Consider the following 22,547-nt stretch of genomic DNA (forward strand, 5'->3'; position numbering starts at 1 on the left):
GATATGATGCAAGCTCAACCCTTCAAACAGGCCTTCATGACGCCGCGCGACATGATCGGCTATGCGATCCTTGCAGCGGTGATCTTTGTGGTCTTTCCGCTGCTGCTTGAACCCTTCCGGCTCAACCTGTTCGGCAAATACCTGACCTATGCCTTTGTGGCGATCGGGCTGGTGCTGTGCTGGGGCGTGGGCGGTATCCTGTCACTGGGGCAGGGGGTGTTCTTTGGCCTTGGCGGCTACTGCATGGCGATGTTTCTAAAGCTCGAGGCCTCGAGCCCCGAGAACACCGCCATTCAATCGACCCCCGGCATTCCCGATTTCATGGACTGGAACCAGCTGAGCGAATTGCCGTGGTGGTGGGTCCCGTTCAATTCCTTTGCCTTCACGCTGGTGGCGGTGATCGCGGTGCCTGTGATCTTTTCCTACATCATCGGCGTGGCCATGTTCCGCCGCCGTGTGGGGGGCGTCTATTTCGCCATCATCACGCAGGCCATCGCCGCGATCCTGACGATCCTGATCATCGGGCAACAAGGGTTCACCGGCGGGGTCAACGGGATCACCGATCTGCGCACGCTGCACGGCTGGGACATCCGCACCGACAGCGCCAAGACCATCTTGTATTTCGTCAACGGAGCGCTTTTGTTCACCGTTTTGCTGGTGGCGCAGTTCGTGCGCAAATCCAAACTGGGCCGTCTGCTGATCGCCATGCGCGACCAAGAGGACCGGGTGCGCTTTTCCGGCTATGACGTCGCCAACTTCAAGATCTTCGTCTTCTGTCTGGGCGCGGCCTTTGCGGCCATTGGCGGGGCGATGTTCACGCTGCAGGTCGGGTTCATGTCCCCCAGTTTCGTGGGGATCGTGCCCTCTATCGAGATGGTGATCTTTGCGGCCGTCGGCGGGCGGCTATCCATCCTCGGGGCGGTCTGGGGCACGCTTCTGGTGAACTGGGCCAAGACGACCTTTTCCGAAAGCTTTCCCGAACTGTGGCTGCTGGGGCTGGGGGCGCTGTTCATCGCCGTGGTCATGGCCTTCCCCAACGGGCTGGCGGGGGTCTGGGCTGAACAGGTTGAACCACGCTTGATGAAACTGCTGGGACGCGGGCCGAAACCCGCAGCCCAAGCCACCCCGGCGGAGTGATCTGACATGCTTGATGCAACCAATCCCAACTATGTGCTGATGGTCGAGGGGCTGACCGTGTCCTTTGACGGGTTCAAGGCGGTCAACGACCTGAGCTTTTACGTAGAGCCCAACGAATGCCGCGTGATCATCGGCCCCAATGGTGCAGGCAAAACCACGGTTCTGGACCTGATCTGCGGACGCACCAAGGCGACCTCTGGCGCGGTGGCGTTCAAGGGCAACGAGCTGCTGAAGATGCGCGAGGACCAGATCGTGCACGCAGGTGTGGGGCGCAAATTCCAGACGCCCAGCGTCTACGAGGATCTGTCGGTCTTTGCCAATCTCGAACTCAGCTACCCCAAGGGACATGGCGTGTTCGGTGCGCTGTTCTTTCGCCGTGACGCCGCCGTAAAGGCACGCATCGAAGAGATCGCGGAGATGATCTTTCTCAAGGATCTGCTCACCCAGAAAGCCGCCTATCTCAGCCACGGCCAAAAGCAGTGGTTGGAAATCGGGATGCTGCTGATCCAGGACCCCGAGCTTTTGATGCTGGACGAACCTGTGGCGGGCATGTCGGTGGCGGAACGCAAGAAAACCGCCGAGCTGCTCAACCGGATCATCGCGGACCGCTCGGTCATCGTGATCGAACACGACATGGGCTTTGTCGCCGATATCGCCACACGCGTCACGGTTCTGCATCAGGGCAAGGTGCTGTCCGAAGGGTCGATGGACCACGTCCAGAACGATCCCAAAGTCGTCGAAGTCTATCTGGGTCACTGAGAGGTCAACATGCTGAACGTAAACCAATTGCGCGCCTCCTATGGCGAAAGCGAGGTGCTCCACGGGCTCAACCTCGACGTGGCGCCGGGCGAAATCGTGGCCATCATGGGCCGCAACGGCATGGGCAAAACCACGCTGATGAAGTCCCTGATGGGGATTGTTCCCGCCAAATCCGGCGCGATCACGGTAGACGGCCGCGAGGTCACCACCGGCAAGCCGCATCAGCGGGTGGCCGACGGGCTGGCCTATGTGCCGCAGGGGCGGATGATCTTTTCGTCCATGACGGTGCAGGAAAACGTCGAAACCGGTCTGACCGTCACCGGCGAGCGGACCGTGCCCGGCGACATCTACGAGCTGTTCCCCGTTTTGCTGGAAATGAAGGGGCGGCGCGGCGGCAACCTGTCGGGGGGGCAGCAGCAGCAATTGGCGATTGCCCGTGCGCTGGCCTCCAAACCCAAGGTGCTGCTGCTGGACGAGCCGACAGAAGGCATCCAGCCGTCGATCATCCGCGAAATGGCCCGCACCCTGCGCCGCATCCGCGACGAAAAGGGGCTGTCCATCGTGGTGTCTGAACAGGTGCTGTCTTTCGCGCTGGATGTGGCCGACCGCGTCGTCGTCATCGAGAACGGCGAATTTGTCCACGACAGCCCGCGTGCGGGCATCGACGAGGCCAAGGTCTCGAAATTCCTATCCGTCTGAACCAACCACAGGGAGTTAACCACATGGCAGACACGCTGATTTCCGTCGATCTATCGGAAAGCCCGCACACCAACGAAAAGGTCCATAACCGTTGGCATCCCGATATCCCGATTGCGGTCTGGGTTGAACCGGGGGACGATTTCAAGATCGAGACCTACGACTGGACGGGCGGGCAGATCGCCAATGACGACGATGCCGCAGATGTGCGGGATGTGGAGCTGGAACAGGTGCATTACCTGTCCGGTCCCATCGGCGTCAAAGGGGCAGAGCCGGGGGATCTTCTGAAGGTCCACATCCTCGACATCGGCGCCAAGGAAGAGATGAACTGGGGCTTCAACGGCTTCTTCTCAAAGCAGAACGGCGGCGGTTTCCTGACCGAACACTTCCCCGAGGCGCAGAAATCGATCTGGGATTTCCATGGCATGTTCACCTCGTCGCGGCATGTGCCGGGGGTCAAATATGCGGGTCTGATCCATCCCGGATTGATTGGCTGTCTGCCCGACCGCAAGATGCTGGATATGTGGAATACCCGTGAAAAGGCGCTGTTCGACACGGATCCGGACCGCACGCCGCAACTGGCGGCGCTGCCCACGACGCAAAGCGCGCATATGGGTGCAATGAAGGGCGACGAGCGCATGAAGGCCGCAGCCGAGGGCGCGCGCACCGTGCCGCCGCGCGAACACGGTGGCAACTGCGACATCAAGGATCTGTCGCGCGGCTCCACCTGTTATTTCCCCGTCTATGTTGATGGCGCAGGGCTTTCGATGGGGGATCTGCACTTTAGTCAGGGCGACGGCGAGATCACCTTCTGCGGGGCCATCGAAATGGCCGGCTGGCTGCACATTCAGGTGGAGTTGATCAAGGGCGGGATGGAGAAATACGGGATCAAGAACCCGATTTTCAAACCCTCGCCGATCACGCCGAAATATGACGACTACCTGATCTTCGAGGGGATTTCCGTCGATGAACAGGGCGAGCAGCATTATCTCGATGTGCATATCGCCTATCGTCAGGCCTGCCTTAACGCGATCGAATACCTGAAGAAATTCGGCTACACCGGTGCGCAGGCCTATGCGATCCTCGGGACGGCTCCGGTGCAGGGGCATATCTCCGGGGTGGTCGATATTCCCAATGCTTGCGCGACTTTGTGGTTGCCCAACGAGATCTTTGAATTCGACATCATGCCCGGCAGCGATGGCCCGAAAAAGTTCCTTGACGGGTCGGTAGACATTCCGTTGGCACCGGACATCTGACCTTTGTTTGACAGATCAGGGCGGCGGGCCATTTCGGGCCGCCGCGCATTCAGACCCTTTCGAGGACCGACAGACCATGCCCTATTACGACTACCTTTGCGACGCCTGTGGGCCTTTCACCGAAAGCGCGCCCATGGCGGATTTCGACAAGCCCTGCGACTGTCCCGCCTGTGGCACGGCTGCGCCGCGCGTCCTGCTGCAGGCCCCGCGCTTTGCCAATATGGACGCGGGGCGGCGGACGGCCTTTGCCACCAATGAACGCAGCCAGCACGCGCCGAAATCGTCCCGCGCGCATCCGCCGGGCTGTGGCTGTTGTTCGGGCACGTCAAAGACCGCGTCGCGGACATTGCACCGGCCCGACGGCTCCAAAAGCTTTCCCAGCGCGCGGCCGTGGATGATCTCGCACTAGGCGATGGTTACAGCGCGACGATGTGGTTGTCCCAAGCCAATTCCGCACGGCTGAGCGGGACGGCCCCATCGCCATGCAGGGCAAAAACCTCTCCGCCGCCGGTAGAGGCCACAAAGCCGCCCTCATGCGGGGCCAGTCCGCAGACATCATCAAGCATGACCTGCCGCAGAAGTTGCCCATCGCGCGCATCAAAGACCTGCACACGCCCGCCACGCGGCGAGGTGATGGCCACTTCGGCCCCTGATCCGCTGAAGGACACGCTGCCTGCGTAGCCGTCCATGGCATCGTGATCCGCCCCGTCCGCGCGGCACCAGATGGGCGTTTCGCCCCGGCTGTGCAGCATCAGCAGGGCAGGGGCCTGCGCCACATCACCCTCCCATTGCAGGGCGGCGGCGATTTGGCCATCAGGGCCGCTTGCGATATGGCGGAGCGAATTCTTGTGCTCGGCGGCCGGGGGTGCCACCTGTTCCAGCAGCGCGCCCGTCAGCGTCAGATAGCTGAGGTTCGGTTCCATGAACGGGATGTTGAGCTTGGCACGTCCCGCGTCGGGATGGGTCTCGATCCCGCCGTTGGCCACCGCCAGTGTTTCGCCATCGGGCATCAGCAGCATCTCGTGCGGACCCACCCCGCCAGAGGCGAATTCCCCAACGCGGCGATAGCCGTCCAGTGCATCCCAAACGCCGATGCGCCCTTCGGCGGTGTCAAAGGCGTTTTCTGTGGTAAACAGATAGCGGCCATCCTGCGTGTAGGCGCCGTGGCCGTAGAAATGCCGCCCCTCCGGCGCTGTCAGGCGGGTCTGGACCGCCCCCAGCGCGCAGTCGATGACCAGCGCGTAGGTGCCGGGCCTGCGGGCAAACCCGACAGCAACGGCCTGCGTCGGATGCGCCGCTGCTGCGTGCCCGCGATCCGGTAGGGCGATGGCAAACAGGCTTTGACCGCCACGGTCAAAGCCGTGCAATTCATAACCGCCGCCCAATGCCTGCGCCGCCGCCAGATAGCGCGGGCTGCCGGTGTCCGCCCATGTGGGGGCAGGGCACAGGCCTGCGGCCATCAATCCGCGCAACATCCCGCGTCGTGAGAGCATGTCAGTCCCCGTCCAAAGCGTTGAAGCCTTCGACCACGCCAAGCTTCGGGCCAAGTTCTGTGCCGATGGTGTAGCGAATGGTATCAATGGCGCGCTGCAGCACTTCGACACGGAAGCGGCCCATTGGGTCGGTCACACCGGCAAACACGGGGCTGTCCTGCGCGTCGATTTCGGCAAAAGCCGCGGCATAGGCGTCTTCGATGGACTGGGCGATCTCGGGATGATCGGCGGCCAGCGCCAAGGCCAGCGTGCGCGTGCCTTCCAGCGACAGGGCGACATGGCGCAGAGAGCGCTCTGACCGGCGCGCCTCGGCGCGGGCAGGGCGGGGGGCGTCGAAGTCGCCCATGGGGCGCCCCAGACGCACATCGGATGTGAATTGCAGCCCGCCGAGCACCGCTTTGTACAGCTCTTGCAGGGCTTCGGCATCATTGCGGTAGCGCCCGCCGGTCTGGTCGAATTCTTCGGCGAAGTTTGTCCAGTCGGCGCGAATATCCTGCGCGATCTTGGCGATGTCATGCGTCATGGCCTGCGTCAGCGCGCAGGTGTAATCGCCCTGCGCGGCAAAGGCATCGTCATAGAGCAGGAATTCCATGGCGTAGAAACCGCGTGCCGCCACGGACACTTCGGCAAAGGCATCCGCGTCTTGGACCACCGGATCGGCCTCGGCGATCAGGCGCTGCAACGTCTTTGGCGTCACACCCCTGCTGTCGGGCCAAAAGGCCAGCGCAAAGGCGCGGTCGTCCGCCTCTGTCGGGCCGAACCGCAGGTGGCTGACGCGCATCCATGCGTCGAATGCCTCGCCCCATGCGCGGCGCAGTTCCGCATCGTCGGAGTTGCAATGCGCCTGTGCCGCCGCATCCAAACCGGACGCCTCTTGGACAAAGTTGTCAAACGCGGGCAGCACGACCTGTGCGACCACATCGGCAGGGTCGGGCGCGGCAAGCGCGCTGCCAGCCATCAAGGTACAAGTCAGGGTGAGACGTTTCAGCATCAAAGGCTCTCCAGAAAGGCAATCAGATCGGCGCGGTCGGCGGCTGGCATGGACACCACGCGGTCGCGGGCAGGCTGGGCCTCGCCCCCGTGCCACAAGACCGCCTCCAGCAGGGACCGCGCGCGCCCGTCATGCAGGAATTGCGTATGGCCCGAGACTTCCTTGGTCAAACCAATCCCCCACAGCGGTGGCGTGCGCCATTCACGGCCCGTGGCGCGGGCCTCGGGGCGCATGTCCGCCAGTCCCGGACCCATGTCATGTAGCAGCATATCGGTGTAGGGCCAGATCAGCTGGAACGATTGTTCGGGCTGGTCCGACAGGCGATGGGTGACAAATTTCGGCGTATGGCAGGCGGTGCAACCGGTGTCGTAGAACACCTGTTTGCCGCGCAGAACCTGCGGGTCGTCCACATTGCGCCGTTCCGGCACCGCCAGATTGCGGCTGTAGAAGGTCACCAAATCCAGGCCGTCGTCGTCGATCTCCACCCCGCGGAAATCGTTGTCGCCATGGGTGGCGGCCTGACAATCGACCTGTGCCGCCGTGCATTCGCCCGCACCTGCCGAGAACATGGTGGTGGAGATGCCGATATCACCGGCAAAGGCTGCGGCGGATTGTTCGCGCACAGTGGCGGCACCGGCCTTCAGCCCGAAGCGGCCCAGCATGGGGCGGTCGAATTCCGGTGACCAGATGATCTGCGCCTTGCCGGAAATGCCGTCGCCGTCCGCATCATCAGGATCGGCCAGCGCAAGGATATCCTCGGCGGGAATGGCCTCCAGCAGGCCCAGACCGATCATTTGCGGGGCGACGCGCGGCGACAGCATGGCGTCTTCGGCCAGCGGGCCATAACCCAGATCGGCAGCGCGGTAGCTGGGCACCCGCAGCGAGGCGGTCTCCCCCTCGGACAGCGCGACCTCTCTTTCTTCGTAGCTGACCTCAAGCCGGTATTCCGCATTGTGACCGGCCACGGCGAAATCCTGCAATTGCAGCCCGTAGGTGGGTTCGGGCACCGTGGCGAGATAGCCCTCGATGTCGGGGACCAGATCGTCGTGGCCTGCGGGCACAGAGACGCGCAAAAACATCGAAATCGCGGAGTCCTCGGGGCCTTCGGGCGGATGGCCGCGCCCGTCCTTGATGTGGCAACGCTGGCAGGAGCGGGCGTTGAACAAAGGCCCCAATCCGTCAGAGGCCAGCGTCGAGGAGGGGGCAGAGACCCAGATCTTCTTGAACAGCCCGTTGCCGACCTTGAAATCCAGCTCGCGTTCAAAGGAGATATTGCCCGAGGCCTGCGAAAACGCGTCCTGATTGAGCCGCGCCCGCACCGTGGCCGCGCCGCCGGACATCTGTTCAAACGGCTGCGGTGCGTCAAAGTTGTCCGGTGCCGCAAGCGCGCCTTGGATGCGGGCGGTCTCGGCTTGGGTGCGGGGGATCACATTCAGGTGGATGTCGTCGAGCGGCTGCGCCGTGGCGGCGCTGGCGAGGATCATCATGCCCAAGGCTGGTCGGATACGGGAAATCGTCATGTCTGGCCTATGCCTTCCTTTGCGTCGCGGACATCGCCGCCGGAAGGATGCGGCCATGGAATGGCTCAGGCGACGTGGTCTGCCGCCTGAGCTGTTATCTTGTCTTATTGGAAGACCGCGTCGGGGGAGTCGAGGCTGTCGGAGCCTTCGATGGTCACATCTGCGGCACCCAGAGCGGCAACCACGCGTTCGATGCTGCGGGTCTGGTCGATCAGCGCGTCCACACCGCCCATGATCAGCGCCTCGCCTTCGGCGTTGCCGCGTTCCAGCATCTGGTCATAGGCAAAGCCGCCTTCGGCCGCCGCGACGATCTCGCCCAGCTTGGCCATGGTGGTGTCCAGCTTGGCGGTCAGTTCGGCGTCCAGATCGGCGTCGGTCTCGGCCACAAGGTCGCTCAGGCTCGGGCCTGTGACTTCGGTGCCGTCCACGCGGGTGTAGCTGCCCAGATAGACGTTCTGGATGCCTTTGCCGTCATAGAAGTGCGAGTTGTGGGTGTTGTCCGAGAAGCAGTCGTGCTCTTCCTCGGGGTCGTTGAGCATCAGGCCAAGGCGCATCCGCTCACCCGCCTGTTCGCCGTAGGACAGCGAGCCCATGCCGGTCAGCATCGCGGTGATGCCTGCGTCTTCGTCGTCGAACAGGGTGGTGCGGGCTTCGCCTGCCTCGGCCCATTGTTCGGTGATCCATTCCAGATCGGACACCAGCAGGTCGGTGGCCGCCTGCAGATAGGCCGCGCGGCGGTCACAGTTGCCGTTGGTGCAATCGTCGCCGGTGGCGAAATCGCTTGCAGGACGGTCGCCTGCACCGGCCTCGTGGCCGTTCAGGTCCTGACCCCACAGCAGGAATTCGATGGCGTGATAGCCCGATGCCACATTGGCCTCGACGCCGTCTGCCTCGTGCAGGGTGTCTGCGATCAGCGCGGGCGTGATTTCTGTCGCGTCGATTTCATTGCCCGACAGGGTGAAGGTCGGGTTGGCCACCACGTTCAGCGCGGCGAGCTGGTTTTCATCGCTCGGACCGCCGTAGGAGGCATCCACATAGTCGATCAGACCCTCGTCCAGCGGCCATGCGTTTACCTTGCCTTCCCAGTCATCAACGATGGCATTGCCAAAACGGAAGGCTTCGGTCTGCTGATAGGGGACGCGCGCGGCCAGCCATGCCTCGCGGGCAGCGGCCAGCGTCTCGTCAGAGGGCGCGTCGACCAAAGCGGCAACGGCATCTTGCAGCGCTTTGGCGGTAATCAGCGAATCCTCGTAACCCGCATGCGCAATGTCGGCATAGGTTGTCAGCACTTCGGATTTTTCGACAGCCAATGCAGGTGTTGCACACAATGCCGCGACGGCTGCGGAGGTCTTGAACAGTTTCATGACGCGTTCCCTTTGGATTTGGTTTGCCCCTTCCTGAGTAGTTTACTCGGCATTGTCAATCCCGACAAAATTACTTTGATGTGTCAACAAGGCGGTTTTGGGCATGGGCGCGCGGTCGTCTGCGGTGTCTTACAGCACCTTTTCGAAAAAGATGTCCGGGTAGGGGTCTTCGTTGAAGCGCCCGATCTCGGTCCACTGGCGTTTGCGGTAAAAGGCCACGGCCTCAGGCAGGGCGGAATTGGTGTCCAGACGCAGCAGGCTAATGCCCAAATCCCGGGCGCGGGTTTCGACTGCATCCATCAGCCGCCCGGCCAGCCCCATGCCGCGCGCCGCCTGCGACACCCAAAGCCGTTTGATCTCGGCATAGCCTTTGTCCGTGCCTTTCAGCCCCACGCAGCCGATGGGCATGCCGTCGGACATGGCAATCAGGAACGCCCCGCGCGGTGCGGTCATATCGGCGGCCTCGGGGTCGGCGGACAGGGTGACATCGAAACCGGTGCGCAGCCGTTCGGCCAATTCGCCGTAGTAGATGTCCAGACAGGCGCGAGCGCGCGGGTCTTCGGGGGCGACCTCTTCCAGCGTGATACGGTCCAGCCCAAGTGCGGTTGCGACAACATCCATCGCATCCAGCAGGATATCGGGGCGGGGATGACGGGCCAGCACGTCGCGGGCATGATCGTCTGACAGGCTTTCATAGGCGGCGAACTCGGCCTCGCCCGCAGGGGTCAGTGCGGCAATCCGGCGGCGGGCGTCTTGGGGCGACGGGCTTAGCGTGATCAGCCCCTCCTCCTCCAGCCCGCGCAGCAGGCGGCTGGTCAGACCGGAATCCAGCCGCAGATAGGCGCGGATTTCGGCCACATCGCACAGCCCATGCCCGATCGCATTGAGAACCCGCGCGGGGCCAAGCGGACGCCCACGCCCCAGAAACGAGCTGTCGAGCAGCCCTGCTTCGGTGGTGACGGCGCGGTTGAAACGGCGCATGCGCGCGACGGGATCGGTGGGCATGACAGGCTCCTGGCTCAATTGCCTGACTTTTGTCAGTCACCCTGTGTGCCGTCAACTGCTTTCGCTATGCCTCTCGCGCTCCAAGCGCGTCACGTGACCCGCGGCATCGCGCGAACGGCACCGGCCAAGGTCGAGGCCAGTCGCTGGCGTTCAATGGGTTTGGGCAGAAACGCGGGCATGTCCTGCGGGGCCAGCCCTACCTCTTCGGGGTTTAACGGCAGCCCTGACATCAGGACCACCGGATGCGCCGTGTCCAAGGCCCGCAAGGCGTGCAGAAAGTTCAGCCCGCATTGGCCGCTGCCCAAATGCACATCGACAAGGAAAACATCGGGTCGGTCGGTCCCGCCATAGGCGCCAAGGGCATCGTTCACAGTGCTCGACGCCGTGGTGCGGTAGCCAAGCGAATGCAGCATCCGTTTCAGCGCGTTGCGCACGGAAAGACTGTCCTCGAGGATATGGACGTGTTCCCCTGACCCACGGGTATATGTGGCGGGCGCAGAGGGGCTTTGGGTTGCTTCGGGCGTCAAGGCGCGCGGCAGATACAGGACCACGCGTGTGCCGCCTTCGGGACGGTTTTCGATGCGGGTGTCACCGCCTGATTGCCGCGAAAAGCCCAGCACCATCGACAGGCCCAGACCGCCGCCGACCCCCTTGGTGGTAAAGAACGGCTCGAAGGCGCGCGACAGCGTGTCGGGGATCATGCCGGCGCCGGTGTCCGAGACGGCGATTTCCACATAGGTGCCCGGTGTCAGCTCGCTGTTCTCGCCCAGATCCTTGGGATGGATCACGCGGTTGCGGCAGGTCAGGGTCAACTGCCCACCGTCGGGCATGGCGTCCCGCGCGTTCAGCGCCACATGCATCAGCGCGGCCTCAAGCTGGCCGGTGTCGGCCCAGACCGGCCAAAGCTCCTCGGCCACATCAATGTTGACGCTGACGCGGTCATTCAGCAGCCGCAGCAGCGACCCCTCCAGCCGGTCAAGGATCTCGGCCAGATCATTCGTGCAGGGTTTGAGCCGCTGACGACGGGCGAAGGCCAGCAGGTGATCGGTCAGCCGCGCGCCCCGCGCCACAGCGGATACGATTTCCTGCGTCAGATCGGGGTCCGCCTGACCAAGCTCCTGTAACAGTTCAGCATTGCCCTGAATGACGGTAAGCAGGTTGTTGATGTCATGGGCGATGCCGCCGGTCAGCTGGCCGATGGCCTCCAGCCGGTGCGCGGCCCGCAGGGTGCTTTCAAGCTGTTTGCGTTGCGTGATGTCAGTCAGCAGGCCGACAGAGCGTTCCAATTGCCCGGTCGCATCGCACAGCATACGGCCCTGCGCGTGATACCAGCGCAGCGTTCCGTCCTTGCGCACGAAACGCAGCTCTTCGGAAATGGGATCTTCGGGGGAGCGGCTGCGCAGATCGATGATGGCGCGGAACTGGGCGTGATCCTTGGGAGAGACCAGCGCCAGAACACCCTCCGCGCGCATGATGTCGCGCATTTCGTCCTCGGTGTAGCCCAGATCGCGCGCAAGGCTGGCAGAGAGAAAGACCTTGTCCTCGAGCACATTCCAATCCCAGATCGCGGCCATCTCGGCAGCTAGGGCAAAGCGTTCCTCGGACAGGCGCAGCCGGTTGGTGCGCTCGGCGACGGTGCCCTTCAGGATGCGGTTGGCCTGTTGCTGGCGCATGCTGTTCATGCGTTGGGCAGAGATATCTTCCTCGCACAGCACAAGGGTGTATTGCCCCGTGACGGGATCGCGTCCGCGTTGCACGGACACCAGATGCCAGCGCAACCCGTGATCGCGCCGCATTAGCGCCTCGACCGATAGGGCCTGATTGGTCTTTGCGCAGGTCAGCGCGCGTTGTGCGGTTTCAGGATCGGCAAAGCGGTCCTGCAGATTGGTCGCGCCGCCATACCAGCTGGCCGCCGTGGGGTTTTGCGTGAGCAACTGCCCGTCGAGCGTAAAGCTCGCCACTGCCGCCGAGATGCCGCGCGCGGCCTCGATCAGGCGGCGGGTGTCGGGGTCGTCGACCTCCTCGAATGTGCGGCAGACCTCGACCAGAACACCGTCACGATCGACGGCCCCCCCCAGGCGCACGGGCTGAAACGACAAAAGCGTCGGAATGGTCTCGTCCTTGGGGTAAAGCGTCCAGGTTTCCTGCACCGCAGGGCCACCGCGCCAATCCCGCACAATCTGGCGCAGCCGCGTGCGGACGGTGTCGCTGTCGTCCGAGAAATCGCGCCCGCGCAGATCCTCCAGACTGTCGGCCTTCCAGAACGTGATAGCCGGATCATTGGCCCACCAGATGCCGTGACGGTCCAGATCAAACACCCAGATCGGGGTTTGCAGCACCGAGAAATGTCGCAGATCTGCCGGAGAGCTGAGCAATAGGCGTGACATACGGGGCAAACGGTCCTGTTGGCGAACTGATAATTTGTTGAAAACCGGTGTAGTATGGCACCGAGCATAGACGCGGAAATGGCCATCGCGCAAGCTTGGCGACGTCTGGCTTTGGCAGGCAAGGTCTTGATCGGGTAAGGGTTTGCGCCGGTTTATGCCGATCCGGGCAGTATGCCGTTTGCGCGACAGGCTGGGGTTTTTGGTGGTACATCTGCGCGGCCAAGATGGACAGCGCGGCAAAAATACCGCAGACGGACGCGGCAAAACGGGTTTTGGGGGACTGCGATGACGGTGGCATACCGCATGGTGGACATACTGGCGCGGGCAGCGGCCTGGATCGGGGGGGCGGTTCTGGCGGGCTTGATCGTGCTGACCTGCCTGTCCATCCTCGGGCGCGAGATCAACGCGGTTCTGCACAGTCTGCGCGATACGGGCTTTGCGCCGCAATTGATGCAATCGCTGATCGACACCGGCATTGGCGCGGTGCGCGGCGACTATGAGCTGGTCGAAGCAGGCATGGCCTTTTGCATCTTCGCCTTTTTGCCGCTGTGCACGTTGACCAAGGGGCACGCGTCCGTGGACATTCTCGCGCGGGCTTTGCCGCAGCGGATCAACCGTGGTCTGGAACTTGTCGTGGCGGTGCTGATGGCCGTGGTGCTGGTGATCATCGCGCTACAACTTGAACAGGGGCTGGCCCGCAAGCTCAAATCCGGTCAGACCACCACGCTGTTGGAGCTGCCGATCTGGTGGGCCTATGCTGCCTGTCTGGCCGGCGCCGTGCTGACCGCCGTGGCAGCCTGTGTGAATGCGGTGATCGCTGGGATGGAATTGATCACGGGGCGGGCCTTTGTCCGCGCGCCGCAGCAGGTCCGCATATGAGCAATCTGGAAATCGGGATCTGGTCCCTGCCTGCGCTTTTGGTGCTGATCTTTGCCCGCATGCCCATCGGTCTGGCCATGTTTTCGACCGGGTTTGCGGGTCTGTGGCTGGTGATGGGCAACACCCGTTTGCCGATGGCCCAGCTCAAGGATCTCGCCTACACGACGTTCTCCAGCTACACGCTGTCGATCGTGCCGATGTTTCTGCTGATGGGGTATTTCGCCACGCTGGGCGGCATGTCGCAATCGCTGTTTCGCGCCGCCGAAAGCTTTTTGGGTCATCGGCGGGGCGGCGTTGCCATGGCCGCCATCGGAGCCTGTGCCGGGTTCGGCGCAATCTGCGGGTCGTCGCTGGCCACAGCCGCCACCATGAGCCGCGTCGCCCTGCCAGAGCTGAACCGCTACGGCTACGATGGCGGGTTTTCGACCGCGACGCTGGCGGCGGGCGGCACGCTGGGCATCCTGATCCCGCCGTCGGTCGTGCTGGTGATCTACGCGATGCTGACCGAACAGAATATCGCCAAGCTGTTCCTTGCGGCCTTTGTTCCGGGGCTGTTGGCCGCTGTCGGGTATATGATCGCCGTCTCCCTCTATGTGCGCATCCACCCCGCCAGCGCAGGCGTGCGTGCGCCGGTGGCGATTGCGGAACGGTTCCGGCTGCTGCGGGACGTCTGGCCGGTGCTGCTGGTGTTTATCGCCGTGGTGGGTGGCATCTATGGCGGTATCTTCACCCCGACCGAAGGGGCCGCCGTGGGCGCGCTGGGGACCGGTGTAATCGCATGGGCCAATGGCGGTCTGACGTGGCGCAGCCTCGGGGCGGGGTTCACCGATACGGCGCGGTCATCGGGGATGATCTTTTTCATCGTGCTGGGGGCTGCGTTCTATAACTCCTTCCTTGCCCGGACCCGCGTGCCCCAAGAGCTGTCGGCCTGGGTGGTCGATCTGGGTCTGACCCCCTTGGCGGTGCTGGCGGCGATCCTTGTGATCTATCTGCTGCTGGGGTGTTTCATGGACAGCCTGTCGATGATCCTGCTGACGGTGCCGATCTTCTTTCCGGTGATCGAGGCGATGGATTTCGGGCTAAGCCCCGAACACACGGCCATCTGGTTCGGCATTTTGGTGCTGATCGTGGTGGAGGTCGGTTTGATCACGCCACCGGTGGGGATGAACCTGTTCGTCATCAACGGCATGGACCCTGAGACGCCCATGAGCCGGACCTACGCGGCGGTGACCTATTTCGTGGCCTCCGATCTGCTTCGCGTTGTGCTTCTGGTTGCCTTTCCCGCCATCACGCTGTTCTTGTTACCCGCATAGCGCCCCTTTGGTGGAGGAGCCTGACCCGTGCAGACGATCGCGCGGGGGGCAGGGGGCGCCTGCAACAGGGGAGGATTCATGCAAGTATCGGGACAGACAGCGATCGTCACAGGCGGTGCGCGGGGGCTGGGGGCGGCAACGGCGCGCAAGCTGGCCGCTGAAGGCGCACGTGTCGGCATTCTGGATTTCGACCTCGACGGCGCGGCTGAGGTCGCCCGCGAGATCGGCGGTCATGCGGTCCAGACAGATGTGTCGGACGAGACATCGGTGGCGCAGGCGGTCCAGTCCATCGTGGACAAACTGGGTGCGCCGCGTATCGTGGTGAACTGCGCGGGTATCGCTCCGGCGGCACGGGTCGTGGGCCGCGACGGGCAGCTTGCCACCGATATGTTTGCCCGCGTGCTGCAGGTGAACGTTCTGGGGACCTATCACGTGATGTCCCATGCGGCACGTGCGATGATGGCGCTGGAGCCGCTTGAGGATGGAGAACGCGGCGTGATCGTGAACACCGCCTCGGTGGCCTATGAAGACGGTCAGATCGGGCAGGTGGCCTATAGCGCGTCCAAAGGGGCCATTGCGTCGATGTGTTTGCCCGCCGCGCGCGAAATGGCAAAGCAGGGCGTGCGGGTGATGGCCATTGCGCCGGGGCTGTTCAACACTCCCATGATGCAAGGCCTGCCGCAAGAGACCGTTGACGGCATTGTCGCAAACATTCCCTACCCGCACCGGTTGGGCGATCCTGCGGAATATGCGCAGACGGTCTGCCAGATCTGCGAGAACCGCTATCTGAACGGGACCGTGATCCGGCTGGACGCCGCTGTGCGACTGCCACAGCGCTGATACGGTCCAGGCGCGCGGGCCTCGCGCGCCTAGTTCAGATCATTGAGCAACCGCCCGTGGCGTTTGGATTCGGCAATGACATCGCCCAGTTTGATCATGCCGCGGGCTTCCAGCATGGGCAGCATCCGCACAAAGACCTGTGCCGTGCCCATCGCATCGCCAAGCGCGCTGTGGCGCAGTTCGGACGGGATCGACACATCCAGCCGCGCGCAAAGCGCATCCAGCGTATGGTCCTCTGTCGTGCCAAACAGGATCGCGGACAACAAAACCGTGTCCAGCACGGGGTTGTCCCAATCGACGTCCATGCGCCCTTTGTGGCGGTGTAGAAAGGCCATGTCGAAGGGCGCGTTATGCGCCACGATCACCGACCCCTTGGCGAAACGGTGCAGGGCGCGCCCGGCCTCGATGATATCGGGCTGGCCCGCCACCATCTGATCTGTGACGTGGTGAACCCGGGTCGAGGAAACCGGGATCGGCCGCCCGGGATCAACAAGCTGGTCAATGGTCTCGCCCGGGACGATCCGGCCATTGACCACATGGACCGCGCCAATCTGCACCACGTCGTCCTTATGCGGCAAAAGCCCGGTGGTTTCGGTATCGAAGACGGTAAAGCTCAGCCGCCGCAGGGACTTTTCATCGGTTTCAGTGGTCTCTGTTTCCAGCAGGTCGAAATCATAGGTCAGGGGGCGGTCTTCATCGCTTTTCAGGTCAACTTCGGCGCCGTCGATCAAGATCATGTAGCCGCCTTCGCGCATGGGGCGCAGGCGCGCGGGAAAGAATTGCACCGCGTTGCGCCCCTTCAGGGTGCAACTGACTTCGCGCCCCGATTGGCCCAGCTTTTGGCGCGCCTGCATCAAAGACGCCTCGTCGAAGTAATCCGACAGCGCGGCGTTGAGCTTTGGCACTGCCTGACTGCCCAGCACCTCGGCGGCCTGCCCGTCGTACAGCACGATCCGGTCTGAGGCATTGATCAGCAAAGTGGCCACCGGAATATCGGACAAAAGCGCGGTCAGCTTGGCGCGCTCGCGATCAAGCCGCGCGGTTTCCGCAGCGATCTGGTCGGCAATCGCCATGGCGCTTTGCGTGGCCTTCGTCGATAGCGCCGATGCGGCGGGCGTCAAATCCCCCAGATAGCGGGTCGAGTTGAAATCGAAATCGATGGCTGCATCGGTATGGGCGCGAATGCGCAATTCGGTGGACAGGCGCTGGATCGGCTTGGCCAGATGTTCGTCAAACAACAGCCAGACCCCGGTCGCAAGCGCCACCACGGCCAAAGACGCCAAGACAGCGGCAAAGATAAACCCGTCCGTGATGCCAGAGCTCATGGCGCGCAACCAGCCGGCATAAAGCGCGCCCACAAACAGCGCCGCGCCGCCCAATCCCATCAGGCAGAAGAACAAGAACACCCGCAACCGTAAGGACAGTTTGTCGAACATCACGCCACCTCGCAAACTTTGGCCACAACGGGATCGTCCGCTCCGACATCGCGCCAGACAGGCTCGGCCGCTTGGCTCTGGCCGGGATCGGCGCGGCGCTGTCCGGCACAATCGACCATGACCTCGATCACGCGGACAGGCTGCCAGCGGCCAAAAAGATAGACATCGGCAAGATACAGATCAGGGGTCTGGCTGTTGGGCCGCAAATTGCCACGATCCACGGCCACGAAACCTTCGGTCAGGGGCATGACGTAGCTCCATGGCCGCCATGGCACGCTGACGGGCAGGGTCTGCGCCACGACCACGCCTTGCGGCAAGGAGGCTGCGGTGCGCCCGTACCACCCGTATTCCGACGACAGGGTCGCGGCCAGCATCGTAGCCCCGGCCCCCATCGGCACCCACCAGCGCGGAAGGGAGGCAAACCGCGAGATCATCAGCATCAGACCCGCACCGGCCAGCCCTGCGAATATGACCGCAAGCAGTTCGAATATCATGGTGTGGACCTCCCCCCGATTCGCCGAAACCCGTTGTCAGCTCATCCATGCTCTGCCATGTCCGGCGGCCGATTGCATTGATTTCACAACGACAAACGCATCCCGTAGATGACTGCGCTCAAAATCTGACAGTCGCGCCGGCACCACATAGTTGTCCGCAGCCTCGCCCCGCCGGATTTGGCGTGCCTGATGTTCCAGCCGCATGTCCGCGATCAACTCATACGCCGCCAACAGGTCCCGCCCGCCCGATTGGCTCAGCCCGCCTGCGTCCATGGCTGCCTGCAACCGGCTTTGCGTGTTCACGACGCGCAGCCCGTTCTGCAAGGCATAAATGCGCCCCAGATCGACCACCGGCACGACACCGGACAGCTTCATGTCGATCTGGTTGCGATGCTCGCCCGACCGGATTGTGGCAAGGCCACGCAACAGCCCCAGCGGCGGTGAATGTGTCAGGGCATTCGACACCATATGCGCAACAAAGATACTGTTGGCCTGCGCCGCCTGCATCGTGGCCTCCTGCAATTCCGTCAGCAACGCATCCTCTCCAAAGATCGCGCGCAAATCGAACATCACAGAGGCCAGCATCTGCGCCGACGTGTCAGGGCGGTCGATCCATTGGCGAAAGTAGCCCCGCCACACGGACAGGGGCTGGCACCACCGCGCCGTGGTGGCCATCATGCCGCCGGGGCAGTAGACATAGCCGCAGTCGTTCAACCCGTCCGAGACATACTGCGCAAGCTCGGCAAAATAGGGGCGCATGTCCTCTGTGAACCGGTCGTCGAGGATCAGCACATTGTCCTGATCCGACACGCCGGTCTGCTCCTGCCGCCCCTGACTGCCGCAGGCCGCCCAGACAAAGGGCACAGGCGGCGGGCCCAGGCGGGCAGTTGCCAAATCCAGCAGGCGGCGGGTCACCGCGTCGGCCACATCGCTGACAGACCGCGTCACCAACCCGTGCCGCAAACCCTGACCAACCATGCGCGACAGCGCGATCGGCAGTTGCTCCATCACCTGCGTCATGGCGGCCACGTCAGCGGCCCGCATGATCCGCGCTACCAAACCGGTGGTGCTGGGATCACGCACCTGCAAAAGATCGGACCGCCTGACCATGCCAACCAAGACACAGCCTTCGACCACAGGCAAATGGTCCACACCGCGTGCCTGCATCAACTCCAGCGCCCTGTCACATGTCACCTCCGGCGGCAGGCACAGCAGGTCGCGCGACATGATCTGGGACAGCGGGGTCAACGGCGAAACCCCTTGGGCCAGAACCCGTCGGGCCAGATCCCCCAAAGTCACGATGCCCTCCGCTGTCCCGAACCGGGTCACAACACAGACAGCCGTGGCCTGTCGTTCCGACAAAAGCGCCGCCGCCTCCTGCGCGGGCGTCGATCCCGGGCAGGTGACCACATCCACCTCCATGACAGAGCGGATCAAACGCCCGGTCCCGGACGCCGCCTTGCGCACCCCCGGCCCGCGATCAAAGAACCGCCGAACCGCCTCCGCGCTATCATACATCGCATGAAACGCAGCAGGTGGGAGCACCAATATCTCGCAGTCGTCCACCGCGCGCGCCTGCGTGACCGCAAAACCATCGCGCAACACGCCCCGTTCCCCAAAGGAATTCCGCGGCCCCAACTCCGAGATCACACAACCGCGCGCATCGCAGACCTCCACGGCGCCACGGTAGATCAAAAACACCCCCGCCAAAGGCGTGCCATAGCCGTAAACCAGATCGCCACTTGCAAATCGCGCGCAGCGAAACGCCCCCGCCACAGCGCCGAATTGATCTGCTTCCAAGGTGTCGTAGGGATGCACGCCCGCCAGAAAGTCCCTTATCTCCTGCCGATCCATCTGCACGTCCTCCCTTGGGCCCTCACCTGCCCAAACACATCGTTTTTTCTTGGCTTAAATACCTCGGGGGCGCGGGGGCAGCGCCCCCGCAACATGGCCTTCTTAAATCAATGACCGGCCTTCGGTTTCCAAAGGCCGGTCATCACAGTCATTGTGCAATGCGTCAGTGATCGACAGCAGCACCGGCGCCGCGCGGCACGCGGACCGAATCCACCAGTTCTTCGATTTCACGCGGGATCGGGGCGGTGATCCGCGACACGATAAACGCAACGGCAAAGTTCAGCGCCGCACCAACCGCCCCGAAGGAGGTCGATTTGATCGTGCCCAAAAGCGGATCCGCATCGGTAAAGCTGTTGGTGTCGGGGATAAAGAACCACCCCTTGTGCAGGAAGATATAGACCAGCGTCACCACCAGACCCGTTACCATGCCCGCCACTGCGCCTTTGTTGTTCACCTTGGTAAAGATGCCCATCATCAGCACAGGGAAGATCGATGCCGCCGCCAGACCAAAAGCCAGCGCCACGGTCTGCGCCGCAAAGCCCGGCGGGTTCAGACCCAGATAGGTGGCCACGGCAATGGCCACGGCCATGGCGATCCGCGCCGACATCAGCTCGGTCTTCTCCGACATGTTCGGGGTCAGCTGCCCCTTGAGCAGATCGTGGCTCACCGCCGAGGAAATCGCCAGCAACAGCCCGGCTGCGGTCGACAATGCGGCAGCCAGACCCCCTGCCGCCACCAGACCGATCACCCAGCCCGGCAGGTTCGCAATTTCCGGATTGGCCAGAACAAGGATGTCACGGTTGAAGTTGGTCAGCTCGTTTTCCGCGCCCCAGCCTGCGGCCTCCATCGCGGCCACGGTTTCGGGATCGGCATCGTTGAAATAGGCAATGCGCCCGTCGCCATTCTTGTCTTCCCAGCCAAGCATCTGGGTCTTCTGCCAGGTGGCCATCCAGTCATAGGCGGGATCGCTGGCGATGGTCTCGGACGAGACCGGCGCACCGGATGTGCCCTCGGGCCAGAACTGCGTGGTGATGTTCAGTCGCGCCATGGCGCCCACCGCAGGGGCTGTCAGGTAAAGCAGCGCGATAAACACCAGCGCCCAACCGGCAGACCAACGCGCGTCTGCCACCTTTGGCACGGTGAAAAAGCGCATGATCACATGCGGCAGACCAGCGGTGCCGATCATCAGCGTCAGGGTGAACAACACCATGTTAAAGGTATCGCCATTGTGGGCGGTGTATTCGCTAAACCCCAGCTCGCGCACGATTTGGTCGAGCTTCGCCAACAAAGGCTCGCCCGAGGATTGGTCAGCGCCGAACAGCCCCAAGGCGGGAACCGGATTGCCGGTCAACTGCAGCGAGATAAAGATCGCCGGGATCGTATAGGCGAGGATCAGAACACAATACTGCGCCACCTGTGTGTAGGTGACACCTTTCATGCCGCCAAACACTGCATAGGCAAAGACGACAACCGCGCCTATCAGCAGGCCCGTGGTGTTGGACACCTCGAGAAACCGGCCAAAGGCCACGCCCACACCAGTCATCTGGCCAATCACATAGGTCACAGAGGCCACGATCAGACAGATCACCGCCACAAGCCGCGCGGTCGGCGAATAGAACCGGTCGCCGATAAACTCGGACACGGTGAATTTGCCGAACTTGCGCAAGTAGGGTGCCAGCAACAAAGCCAGCAGCACATAGCCGCCGGTCCAGCCCATCAGATAGGTGGAATTGTCATAGCCGACAAAGGCGATCAGGCCGGCCATCGAGATAAACGAGGCCGCAGACATCCAGTCTGCCGCCGTCGCCATGCCGTTGGTGACGGGATGCACACCGCGTCCGGCGGCATAGAACTCAGAGGTCGATCCGGCACGCGCCCAGATCGCAATGCCGATATACAGCGCAAAGGACGCGCCGACGAACAGCAGGTTGATGGTGAACTGATCCATGATCATTCCTCCTCGACGCCGAATTCACGATCCAGTCGGTTCATCCGGAAGGCGTAGAAAAAGATCAGCCCCAGAAAGACCAGGATCGAGCCCTGCTGGGCGAACCAGAAGCCCAGATCCGTGCCGCCCACCGTGATGCCCGACAGGGCAGGGCGCAGCAGGATGCCGAAGCCAAAGCTAACCAATGCCCAGATCACCAGACAGACAGAAATAATGCGCAGGTTGGCCGACCAATAGGTCCGGTCCCCTTCGGCCGATGTGGCCGGATTTGTTGTGTGATCCGCCATGATGCGGGTCCTCCTTCCCTGAATTTCGCCTTTGCCGGTGTGGCAAGGCGGTCCTCTCCTGTGGTCCGGCCAAGGCCGGTGTGCCGCCGCCCTCAGCGGGTGGCGGTTTTTACAATTGCGCCGAGTTTTTGGGTGATGGTGTCGATGTCCCCCATGGCATCGATGCCGATCAGTGCCCCGCGTGCGCGATAGTACGCGATCAACGGGGCGGTCTGATCGTGATAGGCCGCAAGCCGGCTCGCCACCGTATCGGGGGTGTCATCGGGGCGGCGTTTGAACGTGGTGCCCCCGCACCTGTCGCAGACCCCGTCAACCTGCGGCTGTTTAAAGCTGTCGTGCCAGCCCTCACCGCAGTTGGCGCAGGTGTAGCGTCCCGCGATCCGGGTCACCATCGCCGCGTCGTCCACATTCAGGCTGATCGCCGCGTTGATCCGCTGTCCGGTTTCCGCCAACAGCGCATCCAGCGCCTCGGCCTGAACCTGAGTGCGGGGAAAGCCATCGAGGATGACGCCACGGGCGCAGTCGGCCTGTGCCATCCGATCGCGCAAAATGGCTGTGACGATGTCGTCGGACACCAGACCGCCTGCCTCCATCACCGATCTGGCGCGCAGCCCTGCGGGTGTTTGCGCGGCGACAGCGGCGCGCAGCAGGTCGCCGGTGGACAACTGGATCAGGCCGAAATCCTGTTCCAGCCTGCGCGCTTGGGTGCCTTTGCCCGCGCCGGGCGGGCCAAGGATGATCAAGACGGGGGCGGGGCTTTGTGCTCTGTCCAGCATGGCCTATTCGCCCTTGTTCATTCTGTTGTGAATGAGGTCGTCGACGACGGATGGGTCGGCGAGGGTTGAGGTGTCGCCGAGGGTTGCGTAGTCGTTTTCGGCGATTTTGCGC

At 63.0% G+C, this 22,547-nt stretch carries 20 protein-coding genes; 8 read left to right on the forward strand and 12 right to left on the reverse strand.

Annotated features, from left to right (window positions below; all coding sequences use genetic code 11):
- Positions 1–6: 6 nt before the first annotated feature.
- From urtC to ACN5AZ_RS17160, 5 genes are all read left to right on the forward strand, one after another.
- Positions 7–1,137 carry an urea ABC transporter permease subunit UrtC gene (urtC, locus tag ACN5AZ_RS17140; protein ID WP_419430128.1) on the forward strand — a complete coding sequence of 377 codons (1,131 nt, stop codon included), beginning with the start codon at positions 7–9 and terminating at the stop codon, positions 1,135–1,137.
- A 6-nt stretch (positions 1,138–1,143) separates the two neighbouring features.
- Positions 1,144–1,896, forward strand: a complete 753-nt coding sequence (urtD, locus tag ACN5AZ_RS17145) for an urea ABC transporter ATP-binding protein UrtD (RefSeq protein WP_419430129.1) — start codon at positions 1,144–1,146, stop codon at positions 1,894–1,896.
- 9 nt (positions 1,897–1,905) lie between these two features.
- The gene (urtE, locus tag ACN5AZ_RS17150; RefSeq protein WP_419430130.1) at positions 1,906–2,595 is read left to right on the forward strand and encodes an urea ABC transporter ATP-binding subunit UrtE; all 690 of its coding nucleotides are present in this window, start codon (positions 1,906–1,908) and stop codon (positions 2,593–2,595) included.
- Positions 2,596–2,618: 23 nt separating this feature from the next.
- Entirely contained in the window at positions 2,619–3,848 is a 1,230-nt protein-coding gene (gene fmdA, locus ACN5AZ_RS17155) for a formamidase (protein WP_419430131.1), read from the forward strand.
- Positions 3,849–3,924: 76 nt separating this feature from the next.
- A complete protein-coding gene (locus ACN5AZ_RS17160; RefSeq protein ID WP_419430132.1) occupies positions 3,925–4,257 on the forward strand; it encodes an FmdB family zinc ribbon protein in 333 nt (110 codons plus the stop codon).
- Between the two features lie 7 nt (positions 4,258–4,264).
- On the opposite strand, the gene ACN5AZ_RS17165 is transcribed toward ACN5AZ_RS17160, so the two are convergent.
- The 6 genes from ACN5AZ_RS17165 to ACN5AZ_RS17190 form a co-directional block, all read right to left on the reverse strand.
- Positions 4,265–5,341 (reverse strand): DUF1513 domain-containing protein, encoded by a 1,077-nt coding sequence (locus tag ACN5AZ_RS17165; protein ID WP_419430133.1) that lies wholly within the window; start codon positions 5,339–5,341, stop codon positions 4,265–4,267.
- A 1-nt stretch (position 5,342) separates the two neighbouring features.
- Positions 5,343–6,332, reverse strand: coding sequence for an imelysin family protein (locus ACN5AZ_RS17170; protein WP_419430134.1), 990 nt, complete (start codon positions 6,330–6,332; stop codon positions 5,343–5,345).
- A complete protein-coding gene (locus ACN5AZ_RS17175) occupies positions 6,332–7,852 on the reverse strand; it encodes a di-heme oxidoredictase family protein (RefSeq protein WP_419430135.1) in 1,521 nt (506 codons plus the stop codon). Before ACN5AZ_RS17175 ends, ACN5AZ_RS17170 begins: the two co-directional genes overlap by 1 nt.
- A gap of 104 nt (positions 7,853–7,956) precedes the next feature.
- Positions 7,957–9,216, reverse strand: a complete 1,260-nt coding sequence (locus tag ACN5AZ_RS17180) for an imelysin family protein (RefSeq protein WP_419430136.1) — start codon at positions 9,214–9,216, stop codon at positions 7,957–7,959.
- A gap of 129 nt (positions 9,217–9,345) precedes the next feature.
- A complete protein-coding gene (locus ACN5AZ_RS17185; protein WP_419430137.1) occupies positions 9,346–10,221 on the reverse strand; it encodes a bifunctional helix-turn-helix transcriptional regulator/GNAT family N-acetyltransferase in 876 nt (291 codons plus the stop codon).
- A gap of 89 nt (positions 10,222–10,310) precedes the next feature.
- A complete protein-coding gene (locus ACN5AZ_RS17190; protein ID WP_419430138.1) occupies positions 10,311–12,608 on the reverse strand; it encodes an ATP-binding protein in 2,298 nt (765 codons plus the stop codon).
- A gap of 285 nt (positions 12,609–12,893) precedes the next feature.
- Here ACN5AZ_RS17190 and ACN5AZ_RS17195 point away from each other — a divergent pair, with 285 nt between their 5' ends.
- From ACN5AZ_RS17195 to ACN5AZ_RS17205, 3 genes are all read left to right on the forward strand, one after another.
- Positions 12,894–13,487 (forward strand): TRAP transporter small permease, encoded by a 594-nt coding sequence (locus tag ACN5AZ_RS17195; RefSeq protein WP_419430139.1) that lies wholly within the window; start codon positions 12,894–12,896, stop codon positions 13,485–13,487.
- Positions 13,484–14,800: a TRAP transporter large permease gene (locus tag ACN5AZ_RS17200; protein ID WP_419430140.1), complete on the forward strand. Its 1,317-nt coding sequence runs from the start codon at positions 13,484–13,486 to the stop codon at positions 14,798–14,800. Before ACN5AZ_RS17195 ends, ACN5AZ_RS17200 begins: the two co-directional genes overlap by 4 nt.
- A gap of 78 nt (positions 14,801–14,878) precedes the next feature.
- Positions 14,879–15,640 carry an SDR family NAD(P)-dependent oxidoreductase gene (locus ACN5AZ_RS17205; RefSeq protein WP_419430141.1) on the forward strand — a complete coding sequence of 254 codons (762 nt, stop codon included), beginning with the start codon at positions 14,879–14,881 and terminating at the stop codon, positions 15,638–15,640.
- A 29-nt stretch (positions 15,641–15,669) separates the two neighbouring features.
- On the opposite strand, the gene ACN5AZ_RS17210 is transcribed toward ACN5AZ_RS17205, so the two are convergent.
- From ACN5AZ_RS17210 to ACN5AZ_RS17235, 6 genes are all read right to left on the reverse strand, one after another.
- Positions 15,670–17,076 (reverse strand): exonuclease domain-containing protein, encoded by a 1,407-nt coding sequence (locus tag ACN5AZ_RS17210; protein ID WP_419430142.1) that lies wholly within the window; start codon positions 17,074–17,076, stop codon positions 15,670–15,672.
- Positions 17,076–17,570: a hypothetical protein gene (locus tag ACN5AZ_RS17215; protein WP_419430143.1), complete on the reverse strand. Its 495-nt coding sequence runs from the start codon at positions 17,568–17,570 to the stop codon at positions 17,076–17,078. Before ACN5AZ_RS17215 ends, ACN5AZ_RS17210 begins: the two co-directional genes overlap by 1 nt.
- A gap of 36 nt (positions 17,571–17,606) precedes the next feature.
- Positions 17,607–19,424, reverse strand: coding sequence for a putative nucleotidyltransferase substrate binding domain-containing protein (locus tag ACN5AZ_RS17220; protein WP_419430144.1), 1,818 nt, complete (start codon positions 19,422–19,424; stop codon positions 17,607–17,609).
- A 163-nt stretch (positions 19,425–19,587) separates the two neighbouring features.
- Positions 19,588–21,372, reverse strand: coding sequence for a sodium:solute symporter family protein (locus ACN5AZ_RS17225; RefSeq protein WP_419430145.1), 1,785 nt, complete (start codon positions 21,370–21,372; stop codon positions 19,588–19,590).
- Positions 21,373–21,374: 2 nt separating this feature from the next.
- Positions 21,375–21,659, reverse strand: a complete 285-nt coding sequence (locus ACN5AZ_RS17230; RefSeq protein ID WP_419430146.1) for a DUF4212 domain-containing protein — start codon at positions 21,657–21,659, stop codon at positions 21,375–21,377.
- Positions 21,660–21,751: 92 nt separating this feature from the next.
- Positions 21,752–22,435, reverse strand: a complete 684-nt coding sequence (locus tag ACN5AZ_RS17235; protein ID WP_419430147.1) for an adenylate kinase — start codon at positions 22,433–22,435, stop codon at positions 21,752–21,754.
- Positions 22,436–22,547: the final 112 nt, after the last annotated feature.

It is taken from the genome of Sagittula sp. SSi028, from assembly GCF_048553715.1.
GTDB lineage: Bacteria > Pseudomonadota > Alphaproteobacteria > Rhodobacterales > Rhodobacteraceae > Sagittula.

Excerpts from the sequence above, each read along its gene's own strand:
- urtC (WP_419430128.1), top strand. The coding sequence starts at position 7 with ATGCAAGCTCAACCCTTCAAACAGGCCTTCATGACGCCGCGCGACATG.
- urtD (WP_419430129.1), top strand. The coding sequence starts at position 1,144 with ATGCTTGATGCAACCAATCCCAACTATGTGCTGATGGTCGAGGGGCTG.
- urtE (WP_419430130.1), top strand. The coding sequence starts at position 1,906 with ATGCTGAACGTAAACCAATTGCGCGCCTCCTATGGCGAAAGCGAGGTG.
- fmdA (WP_419430131.1), top strand. The coding sequence starts at position 2,619 with ATGGCAGACACGCTGATTTCCGTCGATCTATCGGAAAGCCCGCACACC.
- ACN5AZ_RS17160 (WP_419430132.1), top strand. The coding sequence starts at position 3,925 with ATGCCCTATTACGACTACCTTTGCGACGCCTGTGGGCCTTTCACCGAA.
- ACN5AZ_RS17165 (WP_419430133.1), bottom strand. The coding sequence starts at position 5,341 with ATGCTCTCACGACGCGGGATGTTGCGCGGATTGATGGCCGCAGGCCTG.
- ACN5AZ_RS17170 (WP_419430134.1), bottom strand. The coding sequence starts at position 6,332 with ATGCTGAAACGTCTCACCCTGACTTGTACCTTGATGGCTGGCAGCGCG.
- ACN5AZ_RS17175 (WP_419430135.1), bottom strand. The coding sequence starts at position 7,852 with ATGACGATTTCCCGTATCCGACCAGCCTTGGGCATGATGATCCTCGCC.
- ACN5AZ_RS17180 (WP_419430136.1), bottom strand. The coding sequence starts at position 9,216 with ATGAAACTGTTCAAGACCTCCGCAGCCGTCGCGGCATTGTGTGCAACA.
- ACN5AZ_RS17185 (WP_419430137.1), bottom strand. The coding sequence starts at position 10,221 with ATGCCCACCGATCCCGTCGCGCGCATGCGCCGTTTCAACCGCGCCGTC.
- ACN5AZ_RS17190 (WP_419430138.1), bottom strand. The coding sequence starts at position 12,608 with ATGTCACGCCTATTGCTCAGCTCTCCGGCAGATCTGCGACATTTCTCG.
- ACN5AZ_RS17195 (WP_419430139.1), top strand. The coding sequence starts at position 12,894 with ATGACGGTGGCATACCGCATGGTGGACATACTGGCGCGGGCAGCGGCC.
- ACN5AZ_RS17200 (WP_419430140.1), top strand. The coding sequence starts at position 13,484 with ATGAGCAATCTGGAAATCGGGATCTGGTCCCTGCCTGCGCTTTTGGTG.
- ACN5AZ_RS17205 (WP_419430141.1), top strand. The coding sequence starts at position 14,879 with ATGCAAGTATCGGGACAGACAGCGATCGTCACAGGCGGTGCGCGGGGG.
- ACN5AZ_RS17210 (WP_419430142.1), bottom strand. The coding sequence starts at position 17,076 with ATGTTCGACAAACTGTCCTTACGGTTGCGGGTGTTCTTGTTCTTCTGC.
- ACN5AZ_RS17215 (WP_419430143.1), bottom strand. The coding sequence starts at position 17,570 with ATGATATTCGAACTGCTTGCGGTCATATTCGCAGGGCTGGCCGGTGCG.
- ACN5AZ_RS17220 (WP_419430144.1), bottom strand. The coding sequence starts at position 19,424 with ATGGATCGGCAGGAGATAAGGGACTTTCTGGCGGGCGTGCATCCCTAC.
- ACN5AZ_RS17225 (WP_419430145.1), bottom strand. The coding sequence starts at position 21,372 with ATGGATCAGTTCACCATCAACCTGCTGTTCGTCGGCGCGTCCTTTGCG.
- ACN5AZ_RS17230 (WP_419430146.1), bottom strand. The coding sequence starts at position 21,659 with ATGGCGGATCACACAACAAATCCGGCCACATCGGCCGAAGGGGACCGG.
- ACN5AZ_RS17235 (WP_419430147.1), bottom strand. The coding sequence starts at position 22,435 with ATGCTGGACAGAGCACAAAGCCCCGCCCCCGTCTTGATCATCCTTGGC.